Here is a 26027-nt window from a genome sequence, read left to right on the forward strand (position 1 = left end):
GTCGCGTCTCCCTGCTGATCATCCCGGGCATTACGGATACAGAAACGCAATCCGCCCGTTCACGGTTCCATCACCGAAGGGTAAGCGATCGTATGAGATGACCCAACTTCCCGACGAACGACGACAAAACGCCCGGTCCGAGAAGCGGACCGGGCGTTCAGCGGGCGGGCATTACTCGGCGGACTCGTCCACCTGGTATTCGTCCCACTCCTCGTCGTCGGGGTCGAACTCGGTCTGCGCCGACTCCCAGGTCGCCGAGGCGAGCTCCACGCCCGGCACGTCGCCGAGCAGCGCGACGGGGTCGATGAAGTGGGCGAGCGAACCCGACGGGTCCACCTCGATGGCCTCGACGGACTGGGCGCGCTCCTCGTCGTCGAGGTACTCGTCCGCGGTGACGGCCTCCAGGGCGGCGGCCTTGAGCGCGCCCTCGTCGGTGATCTCCGCGATGAGCTCGATCTTGACCCGGACGTAGCGCGGGGCGTCCTGGTCGGTCGTTTCAGTGCTGGTCATGCGTGCGAGCGTACGGGACGGCCGCGCCCGGCGTGGCGCACGGGCGGCCGCGCGGAGCACGCTTCCGCGCGCCCCCAGCGCGCAGGGAGGCGAACCGCGGGGCCGGTCCCTCGGAGAAGGACCGGCCCCACCGTCGCCCCGCAGGGCTCCCCCACCCGGGAGCCGCGGGGACTCGCGCCGTGTGGCGCGGAGCCGACGGCCGCCGCCGGGGAGCCGCTCCCGGACGGTTGCCGTCGCCTCACTCGGCGTCCTGCCGTTGGCCACCACGATGCCCGAGCCTTGTTAAGCGCGTGCTGCGGGCGGGTGACGCCGGTGTTCCACTTCCCGGGGGCGGATCCTCCGCGTCCGTCCCCGCGGTGGCGGCGCCGTCGCGTCAGTGCTGGCCGCGGCCGGTCAGGAAGCCCAGCAGGTCCTGGCGGGTGACGATGCCCTGCGGCTTGCCCTCGACCAGCACGACGGCCGCGTCGGCCTTCTCCAGCACGGTCATCAGGTTGGTGACGGTCTCGCCCGCGCCGACCACCGGCAGCGGCTTGGACATCACCTTGTCCAGCGTGTCGGTCAGCTCGATGTCCTTGGCGAAGATGCCCTCCAGCAGCAGCTTCTCCACCACCGAGCCGATCACCTCGCCGGCCATGATGTCCGGGTGGCCGGCGCCCGGGGAGACCACCGGCATCTGCGAGACGCCGTACTCGCGCAGCACCCGGACCGCCTCGGCGACGGTCTCGTTCGGGTGCATGTGGACGAACTGCGGGACGCCGCCCTGCGCGATGGACTCCTTGCGGGCCAGCACCTCGCCGATGTGCGCCTCGTCGGTGGCGGAGGGCAGGAAGCCGTAGTCGGCCATCCAGTCGTCGTTGAAGATCTTCGACAGGTAGCCGCGGCCGCCGTCCGGCAGCAGCACCACGACGACGTCGTCCGGCCCGAGCTCGCGGGCCACCTCCAGCGCGGCCACCACGGCCATGCCGCAGGAGCCGCCGACCAGCAGACCCTCCTCCTTGGCCAGGCGGCGGGTCATCTGGAACGAGTCCTTGTCGGAGACGGCGACGATCCCGTCCGCGACGTTGCGGTCGTAGGCGGTCGGCCAGAAGTCCTCACCGACGCCCTCGACCAGGTACGGCCGGCCGGTGCCGCCCGAGTAGACCGAGCCCTCCGGGTCGGCGCCGATCACCTTGACCTTGCCGCCGGAGACCTCCTTCAGGTAGTTGCCGGTGCCGGAGATGGTGCCGCCGGTGCCGACGCCCGCCACGAAGTGGGTGATCTTCCCCTCGGTCTGCTCCCACAGCTCCGGGCCGGTGGAGTGGTAGTGCGAGGCCGGGTTGTCCGGGTTGGAGTACTGGTCCGGCTTCCAGGCGTTCGGGGTCTCCCGGACGAGCCGGTCGGAGACGTTGTAGTACGAGTCCGGGTGCTCCGGGGCGACGGCGGTCGGGCAGACGACCACCTCGGCGCCGTACGCGCGCAGGGTGTTGATCTTGTCGGTGGAGACCTTGTCCGGGCAGACGAAGATGCACTTGTAGCCCTTCTGCTGGGCCACGATCGCCAGGCCGACGCCGGTGTTGCCGGAGGTCGGCTCGACGATGGTGCCGCCGGGCTTGAGGGCGCCCGAGGCCTCGGCGGCCTCGATCATGCGCATCGCGATGCGGTCCTTGACCGAACCGCCGGGGTTGAAGTACTCGACCTTCGCCAGCACTGTCGCGCTGATGCCCTCGGTGACCTTGTTCAGCTTGACCAGCGGCGTGTTGCCGACCAGGTCGATGATCGAGTTGTGGTACCGCACGGGGGTCCTCCCGGTCTGTGGGCCTGCGAGTGCTTCGATTTCTTCGGTACTGCAAAGCGTAGGGCGTGCCACCCGCCCCGCGACCCCCTTCTTGCACCCCCTCCTCACCTCCCCCGCCGCATCCCCGCTCGCCCTCTCCCTCCCCAATGGCCCACCCCCGCCGGTACTCCGCCCCTCCACGCGGGTAGGAGGAGGTGTACGGCCCCGCAGGGCCGGCAGGAGCACGCGAAGGGGGCACCGGATGCCAGGGGCGCAGGACTCGCGGGCCCGGGTGGCCCGTCGGATCGCCACCGCGGCGGCGTACGGCGGCGGTGGCCTCGGCCTGCTCGGGGTGGGCCTGGTCGGCGTGCTGCTGACCGAGAGCAAGCTCGCCGTCCAGGCCATCGGCGTGCTGGAGACGCTCCCGCCCAGGGCCGACGGCGTCTACGGCGAGGCCTTCGCCGACCGCTCCGCCGACCCGCCGGCCCCGCTGGTGCTGGCCGTCCTCGGCGACTCCACCGGCGCCGGCCTCGGGGTGGCCCGGGCCGGCGAGACCCCGGGCGCCCTGCTCGCCGCCGGCCTCGCCTCGGTGGCCGAGCGCCCGGTCCGGCTGGTCACCGTGGCCCGCACCGGCGGCCGCTCCGCCGACCTCTCCGGCCAGCTGGAGCAGGCCCTGCCGCACCACCCGGACATCGCGGTGATCATGGTCGGCGCCAACGACGTGACCAGGCACAGCCCGGCCCAGCTGGCCGTCCGCCAGCTCGGCGAGGCCGTCGCGGCCCTGCGCGCCAACGGCTGCGAAGTGGTCGTGGGCACCTGCCCGGACCTCGGGACGATCAAGCCGGTGCACCCGCCGCTGCGCTGGGTGGCCCGGCGGCTGAGCCGGCAGCTGGCCGCCGCGCAGACCATCGCGGTGGTGGAGGCGGGCGGCCGGACGGTCTCACTGGGCTCGCTGCTGGGCCCGGAGTTCGCCGCGCGCCCGGAGATGTTCGCCGCCGACCGCTACCACCCCTCCGCCCAGGGCTACGCGACCGCCGCGATGGCCGTGCTGCCCTCGGTCTGCGCCGCGCTCGACCTGTGGCCCGAGGAGGAGCGCCCGACCACCACCGTCCCGGGCAGCGCGGTGCTGCCGGTGGCGGTGGCCGCCGCCGCGGCGGCCGGGCGGGAGGGCACCGAGGTGGCGGCCGTCCCGGCGGAGGGCGCGAGCCGCCGCTGGGCCCAGTTGCGCCACCGGCTGCGGATCGGCCTGCCCGGTCCGGAGCACGGGAAGGAGACCGGTGCGCACCCAGGCCGGGCCTCCGGGAATACGTCGGCCAGCTCACACGCTGGTGCCGGTGACGCCTGATCTACCAGGCGGTAACTTTCCTCCCGGACGCCAGGTCCGCCGTCACCCAGCGAGGAGCCCGCCATGCCCGAAGCCGTCATCGTCAGCGCCGCCCGTTCGCCGATCGGCCGGGCCTTCAAGGGCTCGCTCAAGGACGTCCGCCCGGACGACCTGACCGCCCACATCATCCAGGCGGCCCTGGCCAAGGTCCCGCAGCTGGACCCGCGCCAGATCGACGACCTGATGCTCGGCTGCGGCCTGCCCGGCGGCGAGCAGGGCCACAACCTGGCCCGCATCGTGGCCGTCCAGATGGGCATGGACTACCTGCCCGGCGCCACCATCACCCGCTACTGCTCCTCCTCGCTCCAGACCACGCGGATGGCGCTGCACGCGATCAAGGCGGGCGAGGGCGACGTCTTCATCTCGGCCGGCGTGGAGACGGTCTCGCGCAGCGTCAACGGCACCTCGGACGGCCTGCCGGGCACCATGAACCCGATCTTCGACGAGGCCCAGGACCGCACGAAGCAGCGCGCCGAGCAGGGCGGCGGGGAGTGGCACGACCCGCGCGAGGACGGGCTGCTGCCCGACGCCTACATCGCGATGGGCCAGACCGCCGAGAACCTGGCCGCGCTCAAGGGCATCACCCGCGCCGAGCAGGACGCGTTCGGCGTCCGCTCGCAGAACCTGGCCGAGGCCGCCATCAAGGCCGGCTTCTGGGAGCGCGAGATCACCCCGGTGACGCTCCCGGACGGCACCGTGGTCAGCGCCGACGACGGCCCGCGCGCCGGCGTCACCCTGGAGGGCGTGTCCGGTCTGAAGCCGGTGTTCCGCCCCGACGGCACCGTTACCGCCGGTAACTGCTGCCCGCTGAACGATGGCGCCGCCGCGCTGGTGATCATGTCCGACACCAAGGCCCGCGAGCTCGGCATCACCCCGCTCGCCCGGGTGGTCTCCACCGGCGTCAGCGCGCTCTCCCCCGAGATCATGGGCTACGGCCCGGTCGAGGCCTCCCAGCAGGCGCTCCGGCGGGCCGGCCTGACCATCGACGACATCGACCTGGTCGAGATCAACGAGGCCTTCGCCGCCCAGGTGATCCCCTCCTACCGGGACCTCGGCGTCGACCTGGACAAGCTCAACGTCAACGGCGGCGCGATCGCCGTCGGCCACCCCTTCGGCATGACCGGCGCCCGGATCACCACCACGCTGATCAACTCCCTCCAGTGGCACGACAAGCAGTTCGGCCTGGAGACCATGTGCGTCGGCGGCGGCCAGGGGATGGCGATGGTCATCGAGCGCCTCAGCTGACCTCCACGCGCCCTCCGAAGGGTCTGGACCACCCGTTTGGAGTGACGCTGCGTAATTGAGGGCCGGATCACACCGCGAGGCCGATCCGGCCCTCAATTCTTTCGTTTTCGGCCCGGAAATCGACACTGCGGAGCGGATCAACTCCACTGCGTAGAACGGTGTTACCTAACAATTTGGGGACAAGAGCGAAAGTCCCGGAGGAATTGGACATTCGCCACTGCGGTAACAGCCCCAGATGCGGCAGTGTGGACACGTAACCCCGTTCCGCTCCTCGCTAGGAGTACGTTCCGTGAGCGCCGTCTACACCATCCTGCTGCTGCTCCTGATCACCGTGTCGACCGCCGTGCTGCTCCACCTCCGTGGACTCTCACGCCGGCTGGACGCGCAGGCCGCGGCCCAGGCCGTGCCCGTCCCAGTGGACGAGGACGCGATACGCCGGGCCGTCACCGAGGCGCTCGCCGCCGACCGCGAGCGGGAGATCACCGAGGCCCGGGCGTTCTGGGCCGAGCAGGAGGCCCGCGCGGCCGAGGACGCACCGCTGCTCGACTCGCCGTTCACCGGCGCGTTCTCCGGAACCGACGAGTGGCCGCTCTTCTTCCCCCGCCCCACCGGCCCTCAGGACGCCGCCGACAACGCCGGGACGATGGACCCGGAGTTCGGCGAGGCGCTGCGCTCCGCGCTGGAGGACCTGATCAACGAGGGCGGCTCCGCCCCGACCGAGCCCGGCACCGAGGGCGGCGTGCCGCTGCGCCCCGGCCACCCGGTCGGCGAGACCAAGGACGCCCGGGCCCGCCGTGAGGCCGACCTGCTGGCCACCGGCCTGGAGGCCGGGCTGCTGGACGCCGACCCGACCGTCGAGGAGGCCCCGGTCGCCGCGCCCGACCCGCGCCGCCACCCCTCGCACCCCGACTTCGTGCCCAGCCAGACGCCGTCCCGGGAGTGGACCGACAGCCGGCTGGCCGCCCTCGCCGAGGACTCCGTCGCCCTGATCGACGTCCGCCCGGGCCCGCTGGGCACCCTGGACGTGTACGCCTTCGCCGACGGCACCACGCTCTGCGTGGCCCCGGGCGACCGGGAGGCCGCCTACCGGCTGATCGACGCCGTCCGCGCCGGTGAGCACGTCCGGCTGCTCGGCGGCTCGCGCTTCTCCGGCTCGTACTCGCTGACCTTCTCCACCGACGAGGAGGCCGTCTACGTGCTCGCCGACCGGGTGGTCGCCAGCATCTGACACCGGATCACCGCAGCAGCAGGCCGAAGGCCGGCCGGGTCCAGGGGTTACCGACCCGGCCGGCCTTCGGCGTATCCGCGTGCGCCCGTAAGAACTCAGCGGCAGAGCGTCGCCGTCTCCCGGACGGCCTCCAGCGCCTCAGCCAGCAGTTCGGCCGCCGCCACCGGCCCGTCCGGCCGGGCCACCCGCGCGTCCTGCGGCAGCGCCGCCAGCGCGGCCGCCAGGTCGTGCCCGGCGACGGCCAGCTGGTCGCCCACCGCGAAGGCCCCGGCGTCCGGGAGCTCCCGCCGCGGCCCGTCCTCCGCCGCCAGCGCCAGCCGGGCCAGCCGCCGGGCCAGCTCCAGCGCGGCCGCCGCCCGCGAGGCGTACCCGGGCACGGCGCCCAGCAGCTTGCTCTGGGGCAGCGAGCGGAAACGATCCGCCAGGTTGTCGACGGCTTCGACCAGGGGCTCTACGTCATGCATGGATAGGAGCGTAAGCGAAAAGCCGCCGGGCCCCGGAGCGAGTGCTCCGGGGCCCGGCGGCAGTGGTTCACGACGGGGGCGGTCAGTCGTCGCCGCGCAGGATCGCGATCAGTCGCAGCATCTCCATGTAGATCCAGACCAGCGACAGGGTCAGCCCGAAGGCGGCCCGCCACGACTCGCGCTGCGGCGCGCCCTGGGCGATGGCCGTCTCGATCTCGTGGAAGTCCAGCGAGAGGAAGAAGGCGCCCAGGCCGATGCCGATCAGGCCGACCACGATGCCCAGCGGGCCGGAGCGCAGCCCCATGTCGGCGCCGAAGGCCGTCGCGACCATGTTGACCAGCATCAGCAGCACGAAGCCCAGGGCGACCGCGATGCCGATCCGCTGGTAGCGCGCGGTGACCCGGATCTTGCCGCTCTTGTACGCGAACAGCATGCCCGCGAAGACCGCCGCCGTGCCCAGCACCGCCTGGATCACGATGCCGTTCAGCATGGTGTTGAAGGCGTGCGAGATCGCGCCCATCGCGAAGCCCTGGAGGGCCGCGTAGGTGAGGATCAGCGGCGGGCTGACGCTCTGCTTGAAGGAGATCACCAGGCCGACGACCATGGCCACCAGGCTGGCGCCGATCGCGAAGCCGAAGTTCTCGAACGGCAGTGTGAACCACGCCAGGGCGCCGGCCGCGACGAGCGTCAGCAGCGTCATGGCGGTGCGGGCGACCACGTCGTCCAGCGTCATCCGCCCGGTGGCCGCCGGGCCGGCCGACGGCCCGTTGTACATCTGGTACAGCTGCTCGTCGGTCAGCGGGGCCTGGCCCTGCGGCTGCTGGGCGTACTGCGTGCCCGCGTAGGGGTTCTGGCCGTACGGCTGCTGACCGTACGGGCTCCCGGCCTGCGGGGCGGTGCCGAACCCCGCGTAGCCGGCGTCGCGGGTGAAGGACCCCTCCCGCGAGAAGACCGGGTTGCTGCTTCTCATTGCTCATTCCCTCCGTGGCGGCACTGCACCGCCCATGGGCACAAGGGTAATGGCTTGGCAAAAATTCCGGGATACGCCGCGAGGAGGATCCGGTGAACGGCGTCCGGCGGGGACGCCGTGCGCCCCCGCCGGGAGATCGGTGCCCGGAGCCGGACTCGAACCGGCACGGCCTCGCGGCCAAGCAGTTTTAAGCTGCCCGTGTCTGCGTTCCACCATCCGGGCGTCTGCGAAACCACCCTGAGCCTAGTCGCCCGACTCACCCTTTCGCATGTTCCCCGCCCCGGAAGTTGTCATGTTTCCTTGCCATCTGACGATCTGTCCGGAATTCGGCCACGAAGGATATCCGTTCCGGCCATCCCACTGCCTCAGGGTTCACGTCATACCGCAGGAGGAGGGGTACACCCCTCCCGTACGCCCAGCGGTGGTACGGCCAACCGTCCGGCGGAGCGACGCAAGACCATGATCACGTCGCGGAGCATGGAGGTACAAGTCCGCGAGCCCTAGGAGTACCCCGTGACCACGCCGACCGCAGCCGCCGTCCACACCGGCCTGGCGGCCGCCCGCGCCACCGGCCTGAACAAGGTCTACGGGGAGGGCGAGACCCGCGTCGTCGCCCTCGACAACGTCAGCGTCGTCTTCCCCCAGGGCGAGTTCACCGCGATCATGGGCCCCTCCGGCTCCGGCAAGTCGACCCTGATGCACTGCATGGCCGGCCTCGACACCGTCAGCTCCGGCTCCTCCACCATCGGGGACACCGAACTCGTCGGGCTCAAGGACAAGCAGCTCACCCAGCTGCGCCGCGACCACATCGGCTTCATCTTCCAGGCCTTCAACCTGCTGCCGACCCTGACGGCCCTGGAGAACATCACCCTCCCCATGGACATCGCCGGCCGCAAGGTCGACAAGGCCTGGCTGGACCGCGTGGTCGACACCGTGGGCCTCTCCGGCCGGCTCAGCCACCGCCCGTCGCAGCTCTCCGGCGGCCAGCAGCAGCGCGTCGCCTGCGCCCGCGCCCTGGCCGGCAAGCCGGACATCATCTTCGCCGACGAGCCCACCGGCAACCTCGACTCCCGCTCCGGCGCCGAGATCCTCTCCTTCCTGCGCAACTCGGTGCGCGAACTCGGCCAGACCGTCGTCATGGTCACCCACGACCCGGTCGCCGCCTCCTACGCCGACCGCGTGGTCTTCCTGGCCGACGGCCGCATCGTCGACGAGCTCCACCACCCCACCGCCGACACCGTCCTGGACCGCATGCGCCGCTTCGACGCCAAGGGCCGCACCAGCTGACACCCCGGCAGCCGCCGCCCGCCCAGACCTCCTCCCCAGGACTCCCCATGTATCGCACCGCACTGCGCAACGTGCTGGCCCACAAGGGCCGTCTGTTGATGACGGCACTGGCCGTCATGCTCGGCACCGCCTTCGTGGCGGGCACCATGGTCTTCTCCGACACCTTCGGCAAGGCCATGCGGGACAGCAACTCCAAGAGCTACTCGGACGTCTCGGTCCAGGTCGTCGACCGCGCGGCCGGCGCCGGTGTCAGCGCCAAGGAGAAGAGCGAGGGCGGCTCCGCCACGCTCACCGACGCCACCGTCCAGCAGCTGGCCGCCCTGCCGGGCACCGCCAGTGCCCGCGGCGTGGTGAGCGGCTTCACCGGCGTCGCGGACCGCAAGGGCGAGCTGATCGGCCAGTTCTGGGCCGCCAAGGGTGCCAACTTCGCGCCGGGCCAGGACGGCAAGGACCCGCGCTACCCGATGGTCGAGGGCCAGGGCCCCAAGAGCCCCCAGGAGGTCGCGCTCGACCGCAAGACCGCCGACAAGGCCGGCTACAAGGTCGGCGACACCGTCCGGGTCGCCGCCAACGGCCCGGTGGTCGAGGCGAAGCTCACCGGCGTCTTCACCACCGACGACCCGGTGGTGAACACCGGCGGCACCCTCACCCTGTTCGACAGGGCCACCGCCCAGCAGCTGCTCCTGGAGCCGGGCCGGTACAGCAGCGTCGTGCTCACCGCCAAGCCCGGCACCAGCCAGGACGCGCTGCTCGCCGAGGCCGAGCCCAAGGTGCCGTCCGGCAACCGGTTCGACGTCGAGACCGGTGCCAAGCTCCAGGCCGACGAGCAGGAGATGATCTCCAAGGGCACCGACAGCATGCGCACCATGCTGCTGGCCTTCGCCTGCATCTCGCTCTTCGTCGGCATCTTCATCATCGCCAACACCTTCAGCATGCTGGTCGCCCAGCGCACCAAGGAGCTGGCCCTGCTGCGCGCCATCGGCGCCAGCCGTCGGCAGGTCACCCGCTCGGTGCTGATCGAGGCCCTGGCGATCGGCACCGTCTCGGCGGCGGTCGGCCTGCTGGCCGGCGTCGGGATCGGCGCCGGGATGCAGTCCCTGATCGGCAGCCTCAACGAGAACATGCCGAGCGCCTCCCTGGTGATCAAGCCGATGACCGTCCTGGTGACCCTGTTGGTCGGCGTCGTGGTGACGGTGCTGTCGGCCCTGCTGCCCGCCCTGCGCGCCTCCCGGATCGCCCCGGTGGCCGCGATGAGCAGCGGTGACCAGCCGGTCTCCCAGAAGAGCCTGGTGGTCCGCAACACGATCGGCTCCCTGCTCGCCGCCGGCGGTCTGGCCCTGATCGGCTACGGCGCCTCCACCGGTGACAGCACCGGCCGGATGCCGGTCGCCGCGGGCGCGTTCCTGGCCGTCATCGGCGTGTTCGTCCTGCTGCCGCTGCTCTCCCGTCCGGTGGTCGCGCTGGTCGGCCCGCTGCTGCGCGGGCTCGGCGGCACCCCGGGCAAGCTCGCCCAGCAGAACGCGGTGCGCAACCCGCGCCGGACGGCCGCCACCGCCGCCGCGCTCACCATCGGCCTGACCCTGGTCACCGGCATCACCGTGATCGGCGCCTCGGTGACGGACACCGTCGACCGGGCCGTCACCAGCTCGATGAAGGCCGACTACATCGTCTCGGCCGCCAACAGCATGAGCCTCTCCGAGCAGGTGCCCGCGCAGATCGCCAAGGCGCCCGGGGTGGCCGCCTCCTCGCCGCTGATCGCCGCCTACTGGAAGCTCGACGGCACCAGCAAGTCGATCAGCGGGGTGGACCCGGCGAGCTTCGAGAAGCTCGCCGAGGTCACGCTGACCAGCGGCTCCACCGCCGCACTCGGCCAGGGCCAGCTGCTGGTGGACGAGGACGTCGCCAAGAAGTTCGGTGTCACCACCGGTTCGACGATGGCAGTCACCTACCCGGACGAGTCCACCGGCAAGATCACGGTCGGCGGCGTCTACCAGAAGGGCGGCATGCTCGGCCCGGTCCTGTTGGCGAACAGCGAGATCGCCAAGCACGAGCCGAAGCCGTACATCTCGGACGTCCTGGTCAAGGGCAAGGACGGCGCCACCGCCGCGCTCAAGCAGTCGATCAAGGACGCCACCGGGGCCAACCCGGTGATCGAGGTGAAGTCCCGGCAGGAGGTCCGCGACGGCTTCAGCCAGACCATCACCTTCGCGCTGAACCTGATGTACGGCCTGCTGGGGATGGCGGTCCTGATCGCGATCCTGGGCGTGGTCAACACGCTGGCGATGTCGGTCTTCGAGCGCAAGCGCGAGATCGGGATGCTGCGGGCGATCGGCCTGGACCGCGGCGGCATCAAGCGGATGGTCCGTCTGGAGTCCGTGGTGATCTCGCTGTTCGGCGCCGGCATCGGCATCCTGCTGGGCTGCTTCATCGCCTGGGCGGCCAACGGCACCCTGAAGTCCAGCCTCGCCGGCCTGACCACCGTCCTGCCGTACGGCCAGCTGGCGCTGTTCCTGGCGCTGGCCGGGGTGGTCGGCCTGGTGGCCGCGATCTGGCCGGCCCGCCGGGCGTCCAAGCTGGACATCCTGTCGAGCATCAAGACCGACTGACCGGTCGCCGGAACGAGGAAGGTCCCCCGCCGGGATTCCGGCGGGGGACCTTCCCACTTCTGTACTCCGCCCGGTCGCACGGCCGGCTGAGCACCACGGAGGTCGTGGTCCGGCAACGCTGCCGGGCGGAGAGCCTCCGACTCATACCCCGGTGCTCCCACACCGGGGTCTCAGTCGCTTACTTGCTGGCGAGGGCCTTGTCGTCGGCCGGCTTGGCGGCCTCGACGGGCTTGGTGGGCGGAGTGACCTCCTGGATCGGCAGCTGCGGCTTCTCCATCTGGGCGAGGCCGACCATCTCGCGCTTGAGGAACATCGCGAGCGTCCAGTCGGTGAAGACGCGGACCTTGCGGTTGAAGGTCGGCACCATCGCACCGTGGTACAGGCGGTGGAACCACCAGGCCGGACGGCCCTTCAGCTTGAACTTGCCGAAGAGGATCGCCACGCCCTTGTGCAGGCCGAGACCGGCAACCGCACCGAGGTTCTTGTGCTTGTACTCCTTCTGCGGGAAGCCGCGCATGCCGGAGATCACGTTGTCGCCGAGGACGACGGCCTGACGGCTGGCGTGCTGGGCGTTCGGCGGGCACCAGGCGCCCTCGCCGGCGGCGAGGTCCGGCACCTGGGCGTTGTCGCCGGCGGACCAGACGTAGTCGAAGCCCTGGACCTGGAGGGTCGGCGCGGTGTCGACGTGGCCGCGCGGGCCCAGCGGCAGGCCGAAGTTGGCCAGCACCGGGTTCGGCTTCACGCCGGCCGTCCACACGATGGTGGAGGCGTCCATCTCCATGCCGTTCTTCAGCATGACGTGGCCGTCGATGCAGGAGTCCATCGAGGTCTCGATGTAGACCTCGATGTTCCGCTCCTCAAGCTTCTCCTTGGTCCACAGACCGAGGTCCGGGCCCATCTCGGGGAGGATGCGGTTGGCCGCCTCGACGACGACGAAGCGCATGTCGTCGCGGCTGACGGTCTTGTACAGCTTGGCCGCGTCGCGGGCCATGTCCTCGACCTCGGCGACGGTCTCGATGCCGGCGAAGCCGCCACCGATCACCACGAAGGTCAGGGCCTTGCGACGGATCGCCTCGTCCGTGGTGGACTCGGCCTTGTCGAGCTGGGCCATGACGTGGTTGCGGAGGCCGATGGCCTCCTCGACCGTCTTCATGCCCAGGCCGTTCTCCGCCAGACCCGGGATCGGGAAGGTGCGGGAGACCGAGCCGGTCGCGACGACCAGGTAGTCGAAGGGCAGCTCGTAGCTGTCACCGGCCGCCGGCTGGATGGTGGCGACCTTCCGGTCGTGGTCGACGCCAGTGACGGACCCGGTCAGCACCTCCGCCTTCTTGAGGGTGCTGCGCAGCGGCGCGATGAGGTTGCGAGGCGCGACACTGCCGCCGGCCGCCTCGGGGAGGAAGGGCAGGTACGTCATGTACGACCGCGGGTCAACGACCGTGACGGTCGCTTCGCCGTAACGCATCTTCTTGAGGATGCGCATCGCGGCATACAGGCCGACGTAACCACCGCCGACAATGAGGATGCGAGGACGCTCCGTGGTGCTCATATCCGAAAGTATCCAGCACCGTCCGGAGCAGCCTTCGTGAGCCCAGTCACAAGTTGACGGACCCCCCGTGCTACACTGCGCGGCCACAAAATCGGGCCCGGCGCGGGTGCCGACACCCCCGCGCGCAGCCGCGCGAACACGCGCCGGAGTACCCCCGGTCTGAGCAGCAACGATCCGCACAGCGCCCGGGTTCCCGCGCGTGTATTCGATTTTCAAACCTCGAACGAGGCCTGACCTGCGATCCCATGGGCCACCCGGCCACCGGGCCTTCGGTCCCACATTTCGGACGTAGCGGGCCAGCCAGTACGACGAATGACCGTATCGCCATGTGAAGAAATTCACGAACTTTCCCGCACGCCCCCGGGTGCGCCCCGGCCCCGACCCCCCGAAAGGGGTGCCGGGGCCGGTTCGGGTAAGCCCTGACCGGGGTCAGGAGGCAATACCCCAGGCGATGCCGTCCAGGATGTCGTGCTCGCTGACGACCAGTTCGGCGGCGCCGGTGCGCTCCATGATCTCCAGCAGCTCCAGCGCCCCGGCCGCGATCACGTCCACCCGGCCCGGGTGCATCGACGGGATGGCCGCGCGCTCGGCGTGGGTGGCCGCCAGCAGCTCGCGGGCGATCCCGGCGACCCGCTCCCGGCTGATCCGCGAGTGGTGGATCGCCGCCGAGTCGTAGCCGGGCAGGTCCTGGGCGATCGCGGACACCGTGGTGACCGTCCCGGCCAGGCCCACCAGGGTGGCCGCACCGGTCAGCGGGACGACCTCCTCGGCCCGGTCCAGCTCGGCCCGCACGTGCGCCCGGGCGGCCGCGACCTGCTCCTCGGAGGGCAGCTCGGCGTCACCGAAGTAGCGCTCGGTGAGCCGCACGCAGCCGATGTTCACCGAGCGTGCCGCCAGCACGTCGTCCGTGCCGAGCACGAACTCGGTGGAGCCGCCGCCGAGGTCGAACACCAGGTACGGGCCGGGGAACTGACCGCCGGCCAGCTCCTTGGTGGCGCCCACGAAGGACAGGTGCGCCTCCTCCTCGCCGCTCACCACCTCGGGCTCGACGCCCAGGACGTCCCGCACGCCCTTGACGTACTCGTCGCTGTTCTCGGCGTCCCGGGAGGCACTGGTGGCGACGAAGCGGACCCGCTCGGGGCCGACGCCGAAGCCGGAGATGATCTCCTGGTACTCCCGGCAGGCCGCGAAGGTACGGGCCAGCGCGTCCGGGTGCAGCCGGCCGGTCTGGTCCACGCCCTGGCCCAGCCGGTTGACGATCATCCGGCGGTCGAGGTCGGTGATCTCCCCGGTCTCCGGGTCCAGGTCGGCGACCAGCAGGCGGATCGAGTTGGTGCCGCAGTCGATCGCGGCCACGCGGGTCATGCTCACTCGGACTCCCGCTCCCCGCCCTGCTCCGCCGGGGCGTCCGAGGCGTCCTCGGCATCCTCGGCATCCTCGGCGGCGAGCTTCTTCGCGGCGCGCTCGGCGGTCTTCTGCCGCTTCGCGGCGATCACCGCCTCGTGGTCCTGCTCCTTGGCGCGGTTGCGGGCGACCCGCTCACCGGCGGCCTCGACCTCGGCCGGGGAGACGCACGGGCCCTTGGCCCACCAGTCCTCCAGCATGCCGATCGCCTCGTCGCCGAGCGGGTTGACGCCCTCGCCCGCCGCCAGCGAGTGGCCGACCAGCACGTGCAGGCACTTCACCCGGTCCGGCATGCCGCCGGCGCTCGGGAAGCCCTCCAGCACCTCGATCGCGTCGCGCCGGGCGATGTAGTCCTCGTGCGCCTTCTGGTAGGCCGCGGCCAGCTCCGGGTCCTCGGCGAGCCGGGCGGTCTGGTCCTTCATCACGCCCTCGGCCTCCAGGGTGCCGATCAGCGAGGCGGCCTTGGGGCAGGTCAGGTAGTAGAGCGTGGGGAACGGCGTGCCGTCCGGCAGACGGGGGGCCGTCTCCACGACGTCCGGGTTGCCGCAGGGGCAGCGGTGCGCGACGCCGCGCAGGCCGCGCGGCACCCGGCCGAGCTGGGCGGCGATGGCCGCGACGTCGGCGTCGGAGACGGTGGGGTGGTTCTCAGTGGTCATGGGGGGAGGTGTCTCCAACGGAGGACGGTGGGAGCGGAAGGGGGGCGGCGGGGGCCGCCGCGGCGGAGTCGGCGGCGTCCACCGAGTCCCAGATGCTGGTGTACCAGGGTTTGGCGGCCTTCGCCGAACTGCCGGAGGAGGCGGGGGCGGCGGGCTCGGAGGGTCGGGCGGCCTGGCCGGCCGGGTCCACCGCGATGTACGGGGTCTCCCCCGGCACCGCGTAGTGCAGCCGGGCGCGGGCCTGCGCCTTGACGTACTCCGGGTCCTGCCAGCGGGCCTTCTCCCGGCGCAGCTGGTCGACCTGCTGGCGCACGTGGTCGGCCTTCGCCCGCTGGGCGGAGATCTCGGCGCGCTGGGAGATGAACTGCCGCGTCGGGTAGGCGAGGATCGCCACCAGCGAGCAGAGCACCAGGACGAGGACGGTCGCCCGGCTCGTGAACCGGGGCCGGGCCGCCAAGCCCGGGATCCTCCAGCCAGCCATCTCCCGTATCCCCTCCTGGTCGCGACGGTGCCCCGCCGTCCACCCTACGGGGTGAACGGCGGGGCACCGGTCAGGCGTGCTCAGCCCTCGTACTTGAACCGCGGGAAAGCGCCGCGGCCGGCGTACTCGGCGGCGTCGTCGAGGATCTCCTCGATGCGCAGCAGCTGGTTGTACTTGGCGACGCGCTCGGAGCGGGCCGGGGCGCCGGTCTTGATCTGGCCGCAGTTGGTGGCGACGGCCAGGTCGGCGATGGTGACGTCCTCGGTCTCACCGGAGCGGTGCGACATCATGCAGCGGTAGCCGTTGCGCTGGGCCAGCTCGACGGCGTCCAGGGTCTCGGTCAGCGAGCCGATCTGGTTCACCTTCACCAGCAGCGCGTTGGCGGTGCCGGTCTCGATGCCGCGGGCCAGGCGGGCCGGGTTGGTGACGAACAGGTCGTCGCCGACCAGCTGGACCTTGTCGCCCAGCTTGACGGTCATGGCCTTCCAGCCGTCCCAGTCCGACTCGTCCAGCGGGTCCTCGATGGAGACCAGCGGGTAGGCGTCGACCAGCTCGGCGTAGTACTCGATGAGCTCGGCCGAGGTGAGGGCCTTGCCCTCGAACTGGTAGGCGCCGTTCTCGTAGAACTCGGAGGAGGCGACGTCCAGGGCCAGCGCGACGTCCCGGCCGGGCACGTAGCCGGCCTTCTCGATGGCCTCCACGATGAGGTCCAGGGCCTCGCGGTTGCTGTCCAGGTTCGGCGCGAAGCCGCCCTCGTCGCCGAGGCCGGTGGACAGGCCGCGCTCCTTCAGCACGCCCTTGAGGGTGTGGTAGACCTCGACGCCCCAGCGGACGGCCTCGGAGAAGGACTCCGCGCCGATCGGGGCGATCATGAACTCCTGGATGTCGACGTTGGAGTCCGCGTGCGAGCCGCCGTTGAGGATGTTCATCATCGGGACCGGCAGGACGTGGGCGTTCGGGCCGCCCAGGTAGCGGAACAGCGGCAGGTCGCTGGCCTCGGAGGCGGCGTGCGCGACGGCCAGCGAGACACCCAGGATGGCGTTGGCGCCGAGCGAGGACTTGTCCGGCGTGGCGTCCAGGTCCAGCATGGCCTGGTCGATCAGGCGCTGCTCGGTGGCGTCGTAGCCGACCAGCTCCGGGCCGATCTGCTCGATGACGGCCAGGACGGCCTTCTCGACGCCCTTGCCGAAGTAGCGGTTCTTGTCGCCGTCGCGCAGCTCCAGCGCCTCGAAGGCACCGGTGGAGGCACCCGACGGAACAGCGGCACGACCCGTGCTGCCGTCGTCGAGGCCGACCTCGACCTCGACCGTGGGGTTGCCGCGCGAGTCGAGGATTTCACGGGCTACGACGACATCGATGGACGGCACGAAGCATCTCCTTGCGGAAGCAGGGTCCGGTCTGACGGGGTGCTGTCAGCAGGACGATTGCGGAGTCGTTACGACCAGAGCCTAACCGCCCGGGCTCCCGGGACCACCTCGACCTCGGTTCCGTCTCAGCGTGTGGCCCCACTACCCACCGGTAGTTCACCTGCTTGTCCCAGCTCGTCCCCCCTGGGGCGGGCGAACGCGGACGAAGGGGACCGGTAGGAAACCGGTCCCCTTTCATCCGTGCGCCGCGATCGGGCGTGGCCGCCCGACGTCGGCTCAGGCGAGGTGCAGCACCTGGCCCGGCAGGATCAGGTTCGGGTTGCCACCGACGGTGGCGTGGTTCTCCTGGTACAGCGCCTGCCAGCCGCCGGAGACGCCCTGGGCGGCGGCGATCGTCGACAGGGTGTCACCCGCGCGGACGGTGTAGTCGTGGCCGGCGGCGTGCGGGGCCTGCTGGGTGGCGGCCTGCGGGGCGTACTGCGGCTGGGCGGCGGCCTGGCCGGCGTACTGCTGGTAGACGCTCTGGTGGCTGGTCCAGTACCAGGCGCCGTTGTTCTGGTACCAGTACACCTTGGCGTCGGCGTCCCAGCCGGCCTTGCCGGAGAAGCCCGGGGTCTGGTGGGTCTGCTGCTGCGGGGCGGCCTGCTGGACCAGCGGCGCGGCGGGCTTCTGAGCCGGCTTCGGGGCCACCTTCGGGGCCTGCTGCTGAGCGGGCTTCTCGGCCGGCTTGACGGGCTTCGGGGCCTGCTGCTTCGGGGCCGACTGGGCCTTGCTGCCGGAGGTGTCGACCGCGGCGGCGGCGCCGCCCTTGGTCAGACCGGCCTTCTTGGAGCAGACCGGCCAGGCGCCCGGACCCTGCGAGGCCAGGACCTTCTCGGCGACGGCGATCTGCTGGCCCTTGCTGGCCTGGTTGGCCTGCGGGGCGTAGGCGCCACCGCCGTACGCCTTCCAGGTGCTGGAGGTGAACTGGAGGCCGCCGTAGAAGCCGTTGCCGGTGTTGATGCTCCAGTTGCCGCCGCTCTCGCACTGGGCGACGGCGTCCCAGGTGGAGACGGGGGCGGCGGAAGCACCGGTGGCGGTGAGGAGCGGCATCGCGAGTCCGACGCCGGCCACACCGGCGACGGCGATGGCCTTCTCGGCCTGGGTGCGACGACGGTGGCGGCCAGTTCCAACGAACAGCATGAAGAGGTCCCTCTCCGCACGCCTGCGAGGTGAGCTGTCGGGTTCGGACCGGGAGGTGGCCCGGCCGCCGTACGCGGAAACGTTTCCGCTGGGCGGCTTCACCCCAAGCCGTGGGGACGGCAACAAACCTGGTTCCCCCGCCCCTGCCCAGGGTTCTGGTCGGTTTCCCGTGCGCGGCGGGCAGGATTCGGCGTTCCGCGCACGAGGTCCGCAGCTGCGAACTCCAGGGAGAGTAGACAGATCTTCAGATGAATCACAAGCTCATATCACCGATATCACACCGGGATTACGGCACGTGTTCACCCGCCTACAAAGTGCGGTGTTATGTCCGGTTGATGGGTGTTCACACCCCCGTTTGCTGCCGGTTGGCGACGTTTCGTCAGTGCCGAGGAGCATCCGGAGGGCCCTGCGGCGAGCGGCTCTCCGGGCTGAATTCCACCGGCAGTTCGCGCAGGCCACGCATGATCAGGCCACCGCGCCAGCGCAGATTCTCCGGGCTTTCCGCGAGCCGCAGATCGGGCAGCCGGGAAAGCAGCGTGGCCAGCGCGGCACGCCCCTCCAGCCGGGCGAGCGGAGCGCCGATGCAGTAGTGGATGCCGTGCCCGAACCCCAGATGGGGATTGTCCTTCCGGGCCAGGTCAAGGGTGTTCTCGTCGGCGAACCGGGCCGGGTCGCGGTCCGCCGCGGCCAGCACCACCAGCACCGGATCGCCGACCGGGATGTCCACCCCGCCGATGGTCAGCGGCCGGGTCGCGAACCGCCAGGTGGCCAGCTCCACCGGCCCGTCGTAGCGCAGGAGTTCCTCGATCCCGGTCTCCAGCAGCGCGCTCTCCCCGCGCGCCACCGACTCTTGCAGCAGTCGGCGCTGCTCCGGGTTGCGCAGCAGCGCGTAGGTGCCGTTGCCGATCAGGTTGACGGTGGTCTCGAAGCCGGCGAACAGCAGGATGAAGGCCATCGCCGCGGCCTCGTTCTCGGTCAGGTGCTCACCGTGGTCACTGGCCCGGATCAGACCGGAGATCAGGTCGTCGCCGAGGTCGGCGCGCTTGCGGTGGATCAGCTCCAGCAGGTACGCCCGCATCCGCTTCACCGCGCGCCCCACACCGCCACGTTGGCCGCCGCCATGTCGGATCATCATTCCGGCCCAGTCGCGGAAGTCGTCCTGGTCCTCGGCCGGCACCCCGAGCATGTCGCAGATCGCGTAGATGGGGAGCGGGAAGGCGAACTCATGGATCAGGTCCGCCGAACCGCGCTGGGCGAAGCCGTCGATCAGCCGGTCGGTGAGCTGCTGCACCCGCGGCTCGAACTCGGCCACCCGGCGCGGCGTGAACGCCTTCGACACCAGGCGGCGCAGCCGGGTGTGGTCCGGCGGGTCGATGTTCAGCAGGTGGGTCATCAGATCCGCCTGCCGCTCCCCCGGGATGCCCACCCGGCCGGTGCGGTGCGCCTGCTCGCTGTGGTGCGCCGGGTTCTTCGACAGCCGGCTGTCCGCGAGCGCCTGCCGGGCGTCCGCGTACCGGGTCACCAGCCAGGCCTCGACCCCGCTCGGCAGCGTGGTCCGGTGCACCGGGGCGTGCTCGCGCAGCCAGGCGTAGGCGGGGTACGGATCGGCGGCGAACTCCCAGGTGAACAGCTGCGGAGCGGGGGCGTCGGCGGGGTCGGGCTGAGCTGGCATGGACCGACCGTATCCGGTGTCACGGGCGCGCCCCCGCGCCGACGGGCGACCGGGCCGCGTCCCTGTCGCGACCTGCCGGTTTCCCGGCCGTTTCCTGGCCATGGACGGTCAATGAACGGCTCTTGGACAGCTCTTGGCCGGAGGGCGGGCGTGACCCTGGTCACCTGAGGGGTAATCCCTGTTGCGGAGGGTCAGGACCTGCCTACGATCCTCCGCAGTACGCGTGGGCGCCGGTGCGGTGTCGTCCACAGGGAGGAGCAGGCCATGCGGGTCAGCGGGTCAGTCGTCGTCATCGCGGTCCTCGACGGCGGATCGGGCGCGGGCCTCGCCCGCAGGTTCGCCGCGGACGGCTCCGCCGGGATGCTGATCGCCGACCAGAACGTCGGCGTCGCCGAAGACCTCGCCGCCGAACTCGACCGGCCGGGCTGCCCCGTCGTCGGCGTCTGCGGCGACATCCGCCGCCCCAGCGACGTCGCCGCCCTCGTGGACACCGCCGAGAAGCACCTCGGCCCGATCGACGTGTTCGCCGTGGCCGGCCCGGACGGCGAGCGGGTCGTCTCGCTGGCCGACCTGCCCGACCACCTCGATCTGGAACGCCTCGCCGAACTCGTCGTCCTCGTCGGCGAGGCCATCGGCGAACTCGTCCCGCCGCAGCGACGCCCGGAGAGCACCGCCGCGGCGGCCTGAGCGCCAGGCTCACACCGCCGCGGCGGCCTGAGCGCCAGGCTCGGGCCCTACTCCCCGACCGGCTTGAGGCCCTCGGCCGCGCGCACCGCGTCCCGGTAACCGCGCGCGGCCGACCGCAGCGCCGCGTCCACGTCCACCCCGGCGGCGTGCGCCCGCTGCACCACCGCGAGCACCAGCCGGCCCGCCGAGTCGGCGGTCAGCTCGGCGGGCAGCTCGTACGACTCGTCCGGCACCCCGGTGAAGCCCGCCCGGCGCACCCGGGACACCAGCTTCGCCGCGTACGCCAGCGAGGGCAGCGCGGTCGGCACGCCGTCCAGCACCGACTCGCGGTCCGCCTTCTCGGCCGCCTTCAGCTGCTCCCAGTTCGCCTCCGCCTCGGTGGCGCCCTCGACCTCGACGTTCCCGAACACGTGCGGGTGCCGGTACATCAGCTTCTCGACGATGTCCCCGGCCACGTCGTCGACGGTGAACGGCTCGGTCGGGTGCTCCTCGGCGATCCGGGAGTGGAAGAACACCTGGAACAGGACGTCGCCCAGCTCCTCGCGCAGCGTCGCCCGGTCCCCCTCCTCGATCGCCTCGACCAGCTCGTACGCCTCCTCGACCAGGTACTTCACCAGGGTCTCGTGCGTCTGCTCGGCGTCCCAGGGGCAGCCGCCGGGCGAGCGCAGCCGGTCCATCACCGTCACCAGGTCCATCAGCCGCGCCCCCGGCAGGTCGTACGAGCCGGGCAGCACCTCGATCTCCGGCACCTCACCGGCGTGCTCCACCGCGAGCCGCGCCAGCGCGTCGGTCAACCCCGGGTCCCCGTCCGGGCTGCCCAGCCACACCGTCGGCCCCGCCCCGGCGGGCTGCCCGGTCAGCAGCCGGGCCAACGCCGGCGCCGAGCCGGCGGGCACCACCTCCACCGCCACCCCGGCCTGCCGCACCGCCGGCACCTGCGGATGCCCCTCGTCCCCCACCAGCACCCGCCCCGCCGCCCGCAACGCCTCCCACGCCGGCCACGCCAGCAGGCCGGGAGCCACCCGGTGGGTGGTGGTCAGCAGGATCAACTTCGCGCCCGGAACATTCGTCGTCACACCCCCGAACCTACCCGCCGCCCCACCAAGCCGCCCGAGCCACTCGGCTCCCGGCCGGCGCAGGAAGTCGACCCGGCCGACTTCCCACTCCCCAGCCCTCGGACAAGCAGCATCCACTCACGAGCTTCCAGGTGCCCGCCACCATCGCCCCCGGCGAGAGCGCCCTCGGCTTCGTCACCTTCGAGGTCCCGAAGGACGCCACGCTCGACAAGGCCCAGTTCGGCCTCGACAGCGGCTTCGCCCCGCAGACCGGCCAGTGGAAGCTCGGCTGACACCTCCGCTCACACCGGAGCGTTCACGCCAGAACGCCCACCGGCAAGCCCCCACAGCACGCAGCGCACCAGCAGAACGGCGGCCCCGGGCAGAGCCCGAGACCGCCGTGGACCACCCGAGGGCGACCGCTACTTCTTCGCCCCCGCGAGGTCGTCGAACATGGCCGACAGGAAATCGGTGCACCAGCCCAGCAGTTCCCGCCCGACCAGCGGCTTGCCGCCGATCCGCCCGGTGCTCGGGCGCGGCACCAGCAGCTGCTGGGCCGCCGCCTTCACCTGGCTGCGCGGGTAGAGCCGGTTCAGCCTCAGCTGCTGGGACTCCCGCAGCTCCACCGGCCCGAAGCGGACGTTGGCCCCCTGGAGGGTGATGTCCGAGATCCCGCACCGCCGGGCGTACAGCCGCAGCGCCGCGACCAGCAGCAGGTTCTCCACCGGCTCGGGCAGCTTGCCGTAGCGGTCCACCAGCTCGTCGCGGACCTGCCGGATGTCCTCCTCCGAGTTGACCGCCGCGATCGAGCGGTACGCCTGGAGCCGCAGCCGCTCGCCGGGCGCGTAGTCGTGCGGCACGTGCGCGTCGACCGGCAGCTCGATCTTCACCTCCAGCGGCTCCTCCTCCGGCTCCCCGCCGTTCGCCAGCGACTCGCGGAACTCCGCCACCGCCTCGCCGACCATCCGCATGTAGAGGTCGAAGCCGACGCCCGCGATGTGCCCGGACTGCTCGCCGCCCAGCAGGTTGCCCGCGCCGCGGATCTCCAGGTCCTTCATCGCGACGTACATGCCGGCGCCCATCTCGGTGTGCTGGGCGATGGTGGCCAGCCGCTCGTGCGCGGTCTCGGTGAGCGGCTTCTCCGGCGGGTACAGCATGTACGCGTAGCCGCGTTCACGGCCTCGCCCGACCCGGCCGCGCAGCTGGTGCAGCTGGGAGAGGCCGAAGGTGTCGCCGCGCTCGACGATCAGGGTGTTGGCGTTGGAGATGTCGATGCCGGACTCCACGATCGTGGTCGACACCAGGACGTCGAACTCCTTCTCCCAGAAGTCGACGACGACCTTCTCCAGCTGGGTCTCCCCCATCTGCCCGTGCGCGGTGGCGATCCGCGCCTCGGGCACCAGGTCCTTCAGCCGGGCGGCGGCCTTGTCGATCGACTCCACCCGGTTGTGGATGTAGAACACCTGGCCCTCGCGCAGGAGTTCACGCCGGATCGCGGCCGAGATCTGCTTCTCGTCGTACGGCCCGACGAAGGTCAGCACCGGGTGCCGCTCCTCGGGCGGGGTGGTGATGGTGGACATCTCGCGGATGCCGGTGACGGCCATCTCCAGGGTGCGCGGGATCGGGGTCGCGGACATGGTGAGCACGTCCACGTTGGCCCGCAGCTTCTTCAGCTGTTCCTTGTGCTCGACGCCGAAGCGCTGCTCCTCGTCGACGATCACCAGGCCGAGGTCCTTGAATCTGGTCTCGGAGGAGAACAGCCGGTGGGTGCCGATGACGACGTCCACCGAGCCCTCGAACAGCCCCTCCAGGACGGCCTTGGCCTCGGTGTCGGTCTGGAACCGGGACAGCGCCTTCACCGTGACCGGGAAGTTGGCGTAGCGCTCGGCGAAGGTCGAGAAGTGCTGCTGCACCAGCAGCGTGGTCGGCACCAGCACCGCCACCTGCTTGCCGTCCTGCACCGCCTTGAACGCGGCCCGCACGGCGATCTCGGTCTTGCCGTAGCCGACATCGCCGCAGATCAGCCGGTCCATCGGGACGGACTTCTCCATGTCCGACTTGACCTCGGCGATGGTGGTCAGCTGGTCCGGCGTCTCCGCGTACGGGAAGGCGTCCTCCAGCTCCCGCTGCCACGGGGTGTCCGGGCCGAAGGTGTGGCCGGGGGCGGCCATCCGCGCCGAGTACAGCTTGATCAGGTCGGCGGCGATCTCCTTGACCGCCTTCTTGGCCCGCTGCTTGGTCTTCGCCCAGTCCGCGCCGCCGAGCCGGTGCAGCGTCGGGGCCTCCCCGCCGACGTACTTGGTGACCTGGTCGAGCTGGTCGGTCGGCACGAACAGCCGGTCGCCGGGGTGGCCGCGCTTGGCCGGGGCGTACTCCAGCACCAGGTACTCGCGGGTGGCGCCCTGGACGGTGCGCTGCACCATCTCGACGTACTTGCCGACGCCGTGCGCCTCGTGGACGACGTAGTCGCCGGCGACGAGCGCCAGCGGGTCGATCGCGTTGCGGCGGCGCGAGGGCATCCGGCGCATGTCCTTGGTGGAGGACTTCTGGCCGGACAGGTCGGTCTCGGTGATGACCGTGAGCTTCAGGTTCTCGTCGACGAAACCGTGCTCGATCGAGCCGCAGGAGACGTAGACGACGTCCCGGGTGGGCGCCTCGGCGAGGTCGGCGACCAGGCGGGCCGGGATGCCCTCGTTGCCGAGCACCTCGGCGAGCCGGGAGGCCGGGCCGTGGCCCTCGGTCACCATGACGACCCGCCAGTCGGCGGCCAGCCGCTCCTTGGCGTCGGCGATCGCCCGGGCGGTGTCGCCCCGGTAGGCCTCGACGGCGTGCATGCCGAGGGTCAGCGTGTTGGCATCGCCGTGCCAATCAGCGACTCCGTCGCGGGCAAGCGGCCCGTCAACGGTCGACTCGCTGGTCGCGAACGGGCTGACGGACCACCAGGGCAGCCCGATCTCGGCGGCGTGCTCGCGCACCTCGGCGAGCGAGCGCAGCGAGGCGGCGGAGACGTCGATCGCCTCCAGGTCGATCGGCCGGTCCCCGCCCGCCGCGGCCGCGACCCAGGAGGCGTGCAGGAACTCCTGACTGGTCGCCACCAGGTCGGCGGCCCGGGTGCGGACCCGCTCCGGGTCGCAGACCACCGTGACGGAGCCGAGCGGCAGCACGTCCAGCAGCAGCTCCATGTCGTCCACCAGCACCGGTGCCAGCGACTCCATGCCCTCGACCGCGATGCCCTCGGCGATCTTGTCCAGGATCTCGGCCAGCCCGGGGTGCTCGGCGGACAGCTCGGCCGCCCGGGCCCGCACCTCGTCGGTGAGCAGCAGTTCACGGCAGGGCGGTGCCCACAGGCCGTGCTCGGCGATCTCCAGCGAGCGCTGGTCGGCCACCTTGAAGTAGCGGACCTCTTCAACGTCGTCGCCCCAGAACTCCACCCGCAGCGGGTGCTCCTCGGTCGGCGGGAAGACGTCCAGGATGCCGCCGCGGACGGCGAACTCGCCGCGCTTCTCGACCAGTTCGACCCGCGCGTAGGCGGCGGCGGAGAGCCGCCGGGCCACCTCCTCCAGGTCGTACGACTCACCGCGCCGCACCGCCACCGGCTCCAGCTCGGCCAGCCCCTTGACCTGCGGCTGGAGCACCGAGCGGACCGGGGCGACGATCACCTGGACCGGCCCGGCCGCCGGGTCGTCCGCCCGCGGGTGCACGATCCGGCGCAGCACGGCCAGCCGGCGCCCGACGGTGTCCGAACGGGGCGACAGCCGCTCGTGCGGCAGGGTCTCCCAGGCCGGGAACTCGGCGACGGCGTCGGCGGGCAGCAGCGAGCGCAGCGAGGCCGCGAGGTCCTCGGCCTCCCGGCCGGTCGCGGTGACGGCGAGCACCGGGCGGCCCCGGTCCCCGACGATCTGTCCGGCCAGCGCGCGGGCCAGCGCGGCGATGGCGAACGGCCTGGCGGCGGGCGGGCCGACCAGGTCCAGGTGGCGGCGTCCGCCGGCCTCGGCTCCGGTGGCGGTGGCCGCCTCGATGGCCTCGGCGAGCGCCGCGTCCCGCGCGACGACATCGAGCAGTCCGGTCAGGCTCATTGGGGTCTCTTCTTCGTCCCGTGGCTGGTGCTGCCCACGAGCGGCGAAGGCCCGCCGGGGCAACGCGAACGGCCCGGCACGCCGAGCGGCCGGGGGTCTCCAGCCTACGCCGCGCCGCGATCCCGCACGCGGTCCACGACATCGGCGGGGCCGCACCGAGGCCGGACCCGGAGCCGGAGCCGGGGTCGCGCCGCCCGATCTGTCAGGAGCACGTCCGGGAACGAACCACTGGACGGATCACCGAACCGTCCGGTGGACGAACCGACCGGCGGACGAACCGATCCGGGCACGGCCATCCGCCACGAACTGGACATACTCCTGTCACTGGCCGTCCATGGAGATCGCGCACCATGGTGAACGTGCCCGCCGCACCCAACCGTGGGGGATGGCTGTGGCGGCACTGTCGCACCCCCGATGGGGGTCGGAGGTGCGAGGCCGGGCGACCCTGGGTGGG

At 71.7% G+C, this 26027-nt stretch carries 20 protein-coding genes, 1 tRNA gene and 1 riboswitch; of the genes, 7 read left to right on the forward strand and 14 right to left on the reverse strand.

Annotated features, from left to right (window positions below):
- Window positions 1-171 precede the first annotated feature (171 nt).
- Together QWJ13_RS22180 and QWJ13_RS22185 are read right to left on the reverse strand one after the other, a co-directional pair.
- Window positions 172-510, reverse strand: coding sequence for a hypothetical protein (locus tag QWJ13_RS22180; protein ID WP_316526562.1), 339 nt, complete (start codon window positions 508-510; stop codon window positions 172-174).
- A 373-nt stretch (window positions 511-883) separates the two neighbouring features.
- On the reverse strand, window positions 884-2284 hold the full coding sequence (locus tag QWJ13_RS22185; RefSeq protein WP_316526563.1) for a cystathionine beta-synthase: 1401 nt from the start codon (window positions 2282-2284) through the stop codon (window positions 884-886).
- A 241-nt stretch (window positions 2285-2525) separates the two neighbouring features.
- Between QWJ13_RS22185 and QWJ13_RS22190 the strand changes: the two genes are divergently transcribed.
- From QWJ13_RS22190 to QWJ13_RS22200, 3 genes are all read left to right on the forward strand, one after another.
- A complete protein-coding gene (locus QWJ13_RS22190) occupies window positions 2526-3608 on the forward strand; it encodes an SGNH/GDSL hydrolase family protein (protein WP_316526564.1) in 1083 nt (360 codons plus the stop codon).
- Between the two features lie 63 nt (window positions 3609-3671).
- Window positions 3672-4892, forward strand: a complete 1221-nt coding sequence (locus QWJ13_RS22195) for an acetyl-CoA C-acetyltransferase (protein WP_316526565.1) — start codon at window positions 3672-3674, stop codon at window positions 4890-4892.
- Between the two features lie 289 nt (window positions 4893-5181).
- Window positions 5182-6120, forward strand: a complete 939-nt coding sequence (locus QWJ13_RS22200) for a hypothetical protein (protein WP_316526566.1) — start codon at window positions 5182-5184, stop codon at window positions 6118-6120.
- A gap of 95 nt (window positions 6121-6215) precedes the next feature.
- Here the strand turns inward: QWJ13_RS22200 and QWJ13_RS22205 are convergent, their stop codons facing one another.
- From QWJ13_RS22205 to QWJ13_RS22215, 3 genes are all read right to left on the reverse strand, one after another.
- Window positions 6216-6584, reverse strand: coding sequence for a hypothetical protein (locus QWJ13_RS22205; RefSeq protein WP_316526567.1), 369 nt, complete (start codon window positions 6582-6584; stop codon window positions 6216-6218).
- A gap of 82 nt (window positions 6585-6666) precedes the next feature.
- Window positions 6667-7554, reverse strand: coding sequence for a Bax inhibitor-1/YccA family protein (locus QWJ13_RS22210; protein WP_316526568.1), 888 nt, complete (start codon window positions 7552-7554; stop codon window positions 6667-6669).
- A gap of 140 nt (window positions 7555-7694) precedes the next feature.
- A tRNA-Leu gene (locus tag QWJ13_RS22215) sits at window positions 7695-7776 on the reverse strand.
- Window positions 7777-8067: 291 nt separating this feature from the next.
- On the opposite strand from QWJ13_RS22215, the gene QWJ13_RS22220 reads away from it, so the two are divergent.
- Window positions 8068-8841: an ABC transporter ATP-binding protein gene (locus QWJ13_RS22220; RefSeq protein WP_316526569.1), complete on the forward strand. Its 774-nt coding sequence runs from the start codon at window positions 8068-8070 to the stop codon at window positions 8839-8841.
- 47 nt (window positions 8842-8888) lie between these two features.
- Window positions 8889-11447 (forward strand): ABC transporter permease, encoded by a 2559-nt coding sequence (locus tag QWJ13_RS22225; RefSeq protein WP_316526570.1) that lies wholly within the window; start codon window positions 8889-8891, stop codon window positions 11445-11447.
- 178 nt (window positions 11448-11625) lie between these two features.
- On the opposite strand, the gene QWJ13_RS22230 is transcribed toward QWJ13_RS22225, so the two are convergent.
- From QWJ13_RS22230 to QWJ13_RS22260, 7 genes are all read right to left on the reverse strand, one after another.
- A complete protein-coding gene (locus tag QWJ13_RS22230; protein WP_316526571.1) occupies window positions 11626-12993 on the reverse strand; it encodes an NAD(P)/FAD-dependent oxidoreductase in 1368 nt (455 codons plus the stop codon).
- Window positions 12994-13422: 429 nt separating this feature from the next.
- Window positions 13423-14358, reverse strand: coding sequence for a Ppx/GppA phosphatase family protein (locus QWJ13_RS22235; RefSeq protein ID WP_316526720.1), 936 nt, complete (start codon window positions 14356-14358; stop codon window positions 13423-13425).
- A 2-nt stretch (window positions 14359-14360) separates the two neighbouring features.
- Complete coding sequence (locus tag QWJ13_RS22240; RefSeq protein ID WP_316526572.1) at window positions 14361-15071, reverse strand: DUF501 domain-containing protein; 711 nt, start codon at window positions 15069-15071, stop codon at window positions 14361-14363.
- A complete protein-coding gene (locus QWJ13_RS22245; protein ID WP_316526573.1) occupies window positions 15043-15510 on the reverse strand; it encodes an FtsB family cell division protein in 468 nt (155 codons plus the stop codon). The genes QWJ13_RS22240 and QWJ13_RS22245 overlap by 29 nt, the downstream gene beginning before the upstream one ends.
- 104 nt (window positions 15511-15614) lie before the next feature.
- A complete protein-coding gene (gene eno / locus QWJ13_RS22250; RefSeq protein ID WP_316526574.1) occupies window positions 15615-16901 on the reverse strand; it encodes a phosphopyruvate hydratase in 1287 nt (428 codons plus the stop codon).
- 276 nt (window positions 16902-17177) lie between these two features.
- Window positions 17178-18083, reverse strand: a complete 906-nt coding sequence (locus QWJ13_RS22255; RefSeq protein WP_316526575.1) for a LysM peptidoglycan-binding domain-containing protein — start codon at window positions 18081-18083, stop codon at window positions 17178-17180.
- A 5-nt stretch (window positions 18084-18088) separates the two neighbouring features.
- Window positions 18089-18254: riboswitch (cyclic di-AMP (ydaO/yuaA leader) on the reverse strand.
- 208 nt (window positions 18255-18462) lie between these two features.
- Window positions 18463-19755, reverse strand: coding sequence for a cytochrome P450 family protein (locus QWJ13_RS22260; protein ID WP_316526576.1), 1293 nt, complete (start codon window positions 19753-19755; stop codon window positions 18463-18465).
- A gap of 264 nt (window positions 19756-20019) precedes the next feature.
- Between QWJ13_RS22260 and QWJ13_RS22265 the strand changes: the two genes are divergently transcribed.
- The gene (locus QWJ13_RS22265; protein WP_316526577.1) at window positions 20020-20442 is read left to right on the forward strand and encodes an SDR family NAD(P)-dependent oxidoreductase; all 423 of its coding nucleotides are present in this window, start codon (window positions 20020-20022) and stop codon (window positions 20440-20442) included.
- A 47-nt stretch (window positions 20443-20489) separates the two neighbouring features.
- Here the strand turns inward: QWJ13_RS22265 and QWJ13_RS22270 are convergent, their stop codons facing one another.
- Window positions 20490-21518 carry a nucleoside triphosphate pyrophosphohydrolase gene (locus QWJ13_RS22270; RefSeq protein ID WP_316526578.1) on the reverse strand — a complete coding sequence of 343 codons (1029 nt, stop codon included), beginning with the start codon at window positions 21516-21518 and terminating at the stop codon, window positions 20490-20492.
- A 131-nt stretch (window positions 21519-21649) separates the two neighbouring features.
- Between QWJ13_RS22270 and QWJ13_RS22275 the strand changes: the two genes are divergently transcribed.
- Window positions 21650-21790, forward strand: coding sequence for a DUF4352 domain-containing protein (locus QWJ13_RS22275; protein WP_316526579.1), 141 nt, complete (start codon window positions 21650-21652; stop codon window positions 21788-21790).
- 129 nt (window positions 21791-21919) lie between these two features.
- Here the strand turns inward: QWJ13_RS22275 and mfd are convergent, their stop codons facing one another.
- The gene (mfd, locus tag QWJ13_RS22280) at window positions 21920-25573 is read right to left on the reverse strand and encodes a transcription-repair coupling factor (protein ID WP_316526580.1); all 3654 of its coding nucleotides are present in this window, start codon (window positions 25571-25573) and stop codon (window positions 21920-21922) included.
- Between the last annotated feature and the right edge of the window lie 454 nt (window positions 25574-26027).

The organism is Kitasatospora brasiliensis (assembly GCF_032654805.1).
Taxonomy (GTDB): domain Bacteria; phylum Actinomycetota; class Actinomycetes; order Streptomycetales; family Streptomycetaceae; genus Kitasatospora; species Kitasatospora brasiliensis.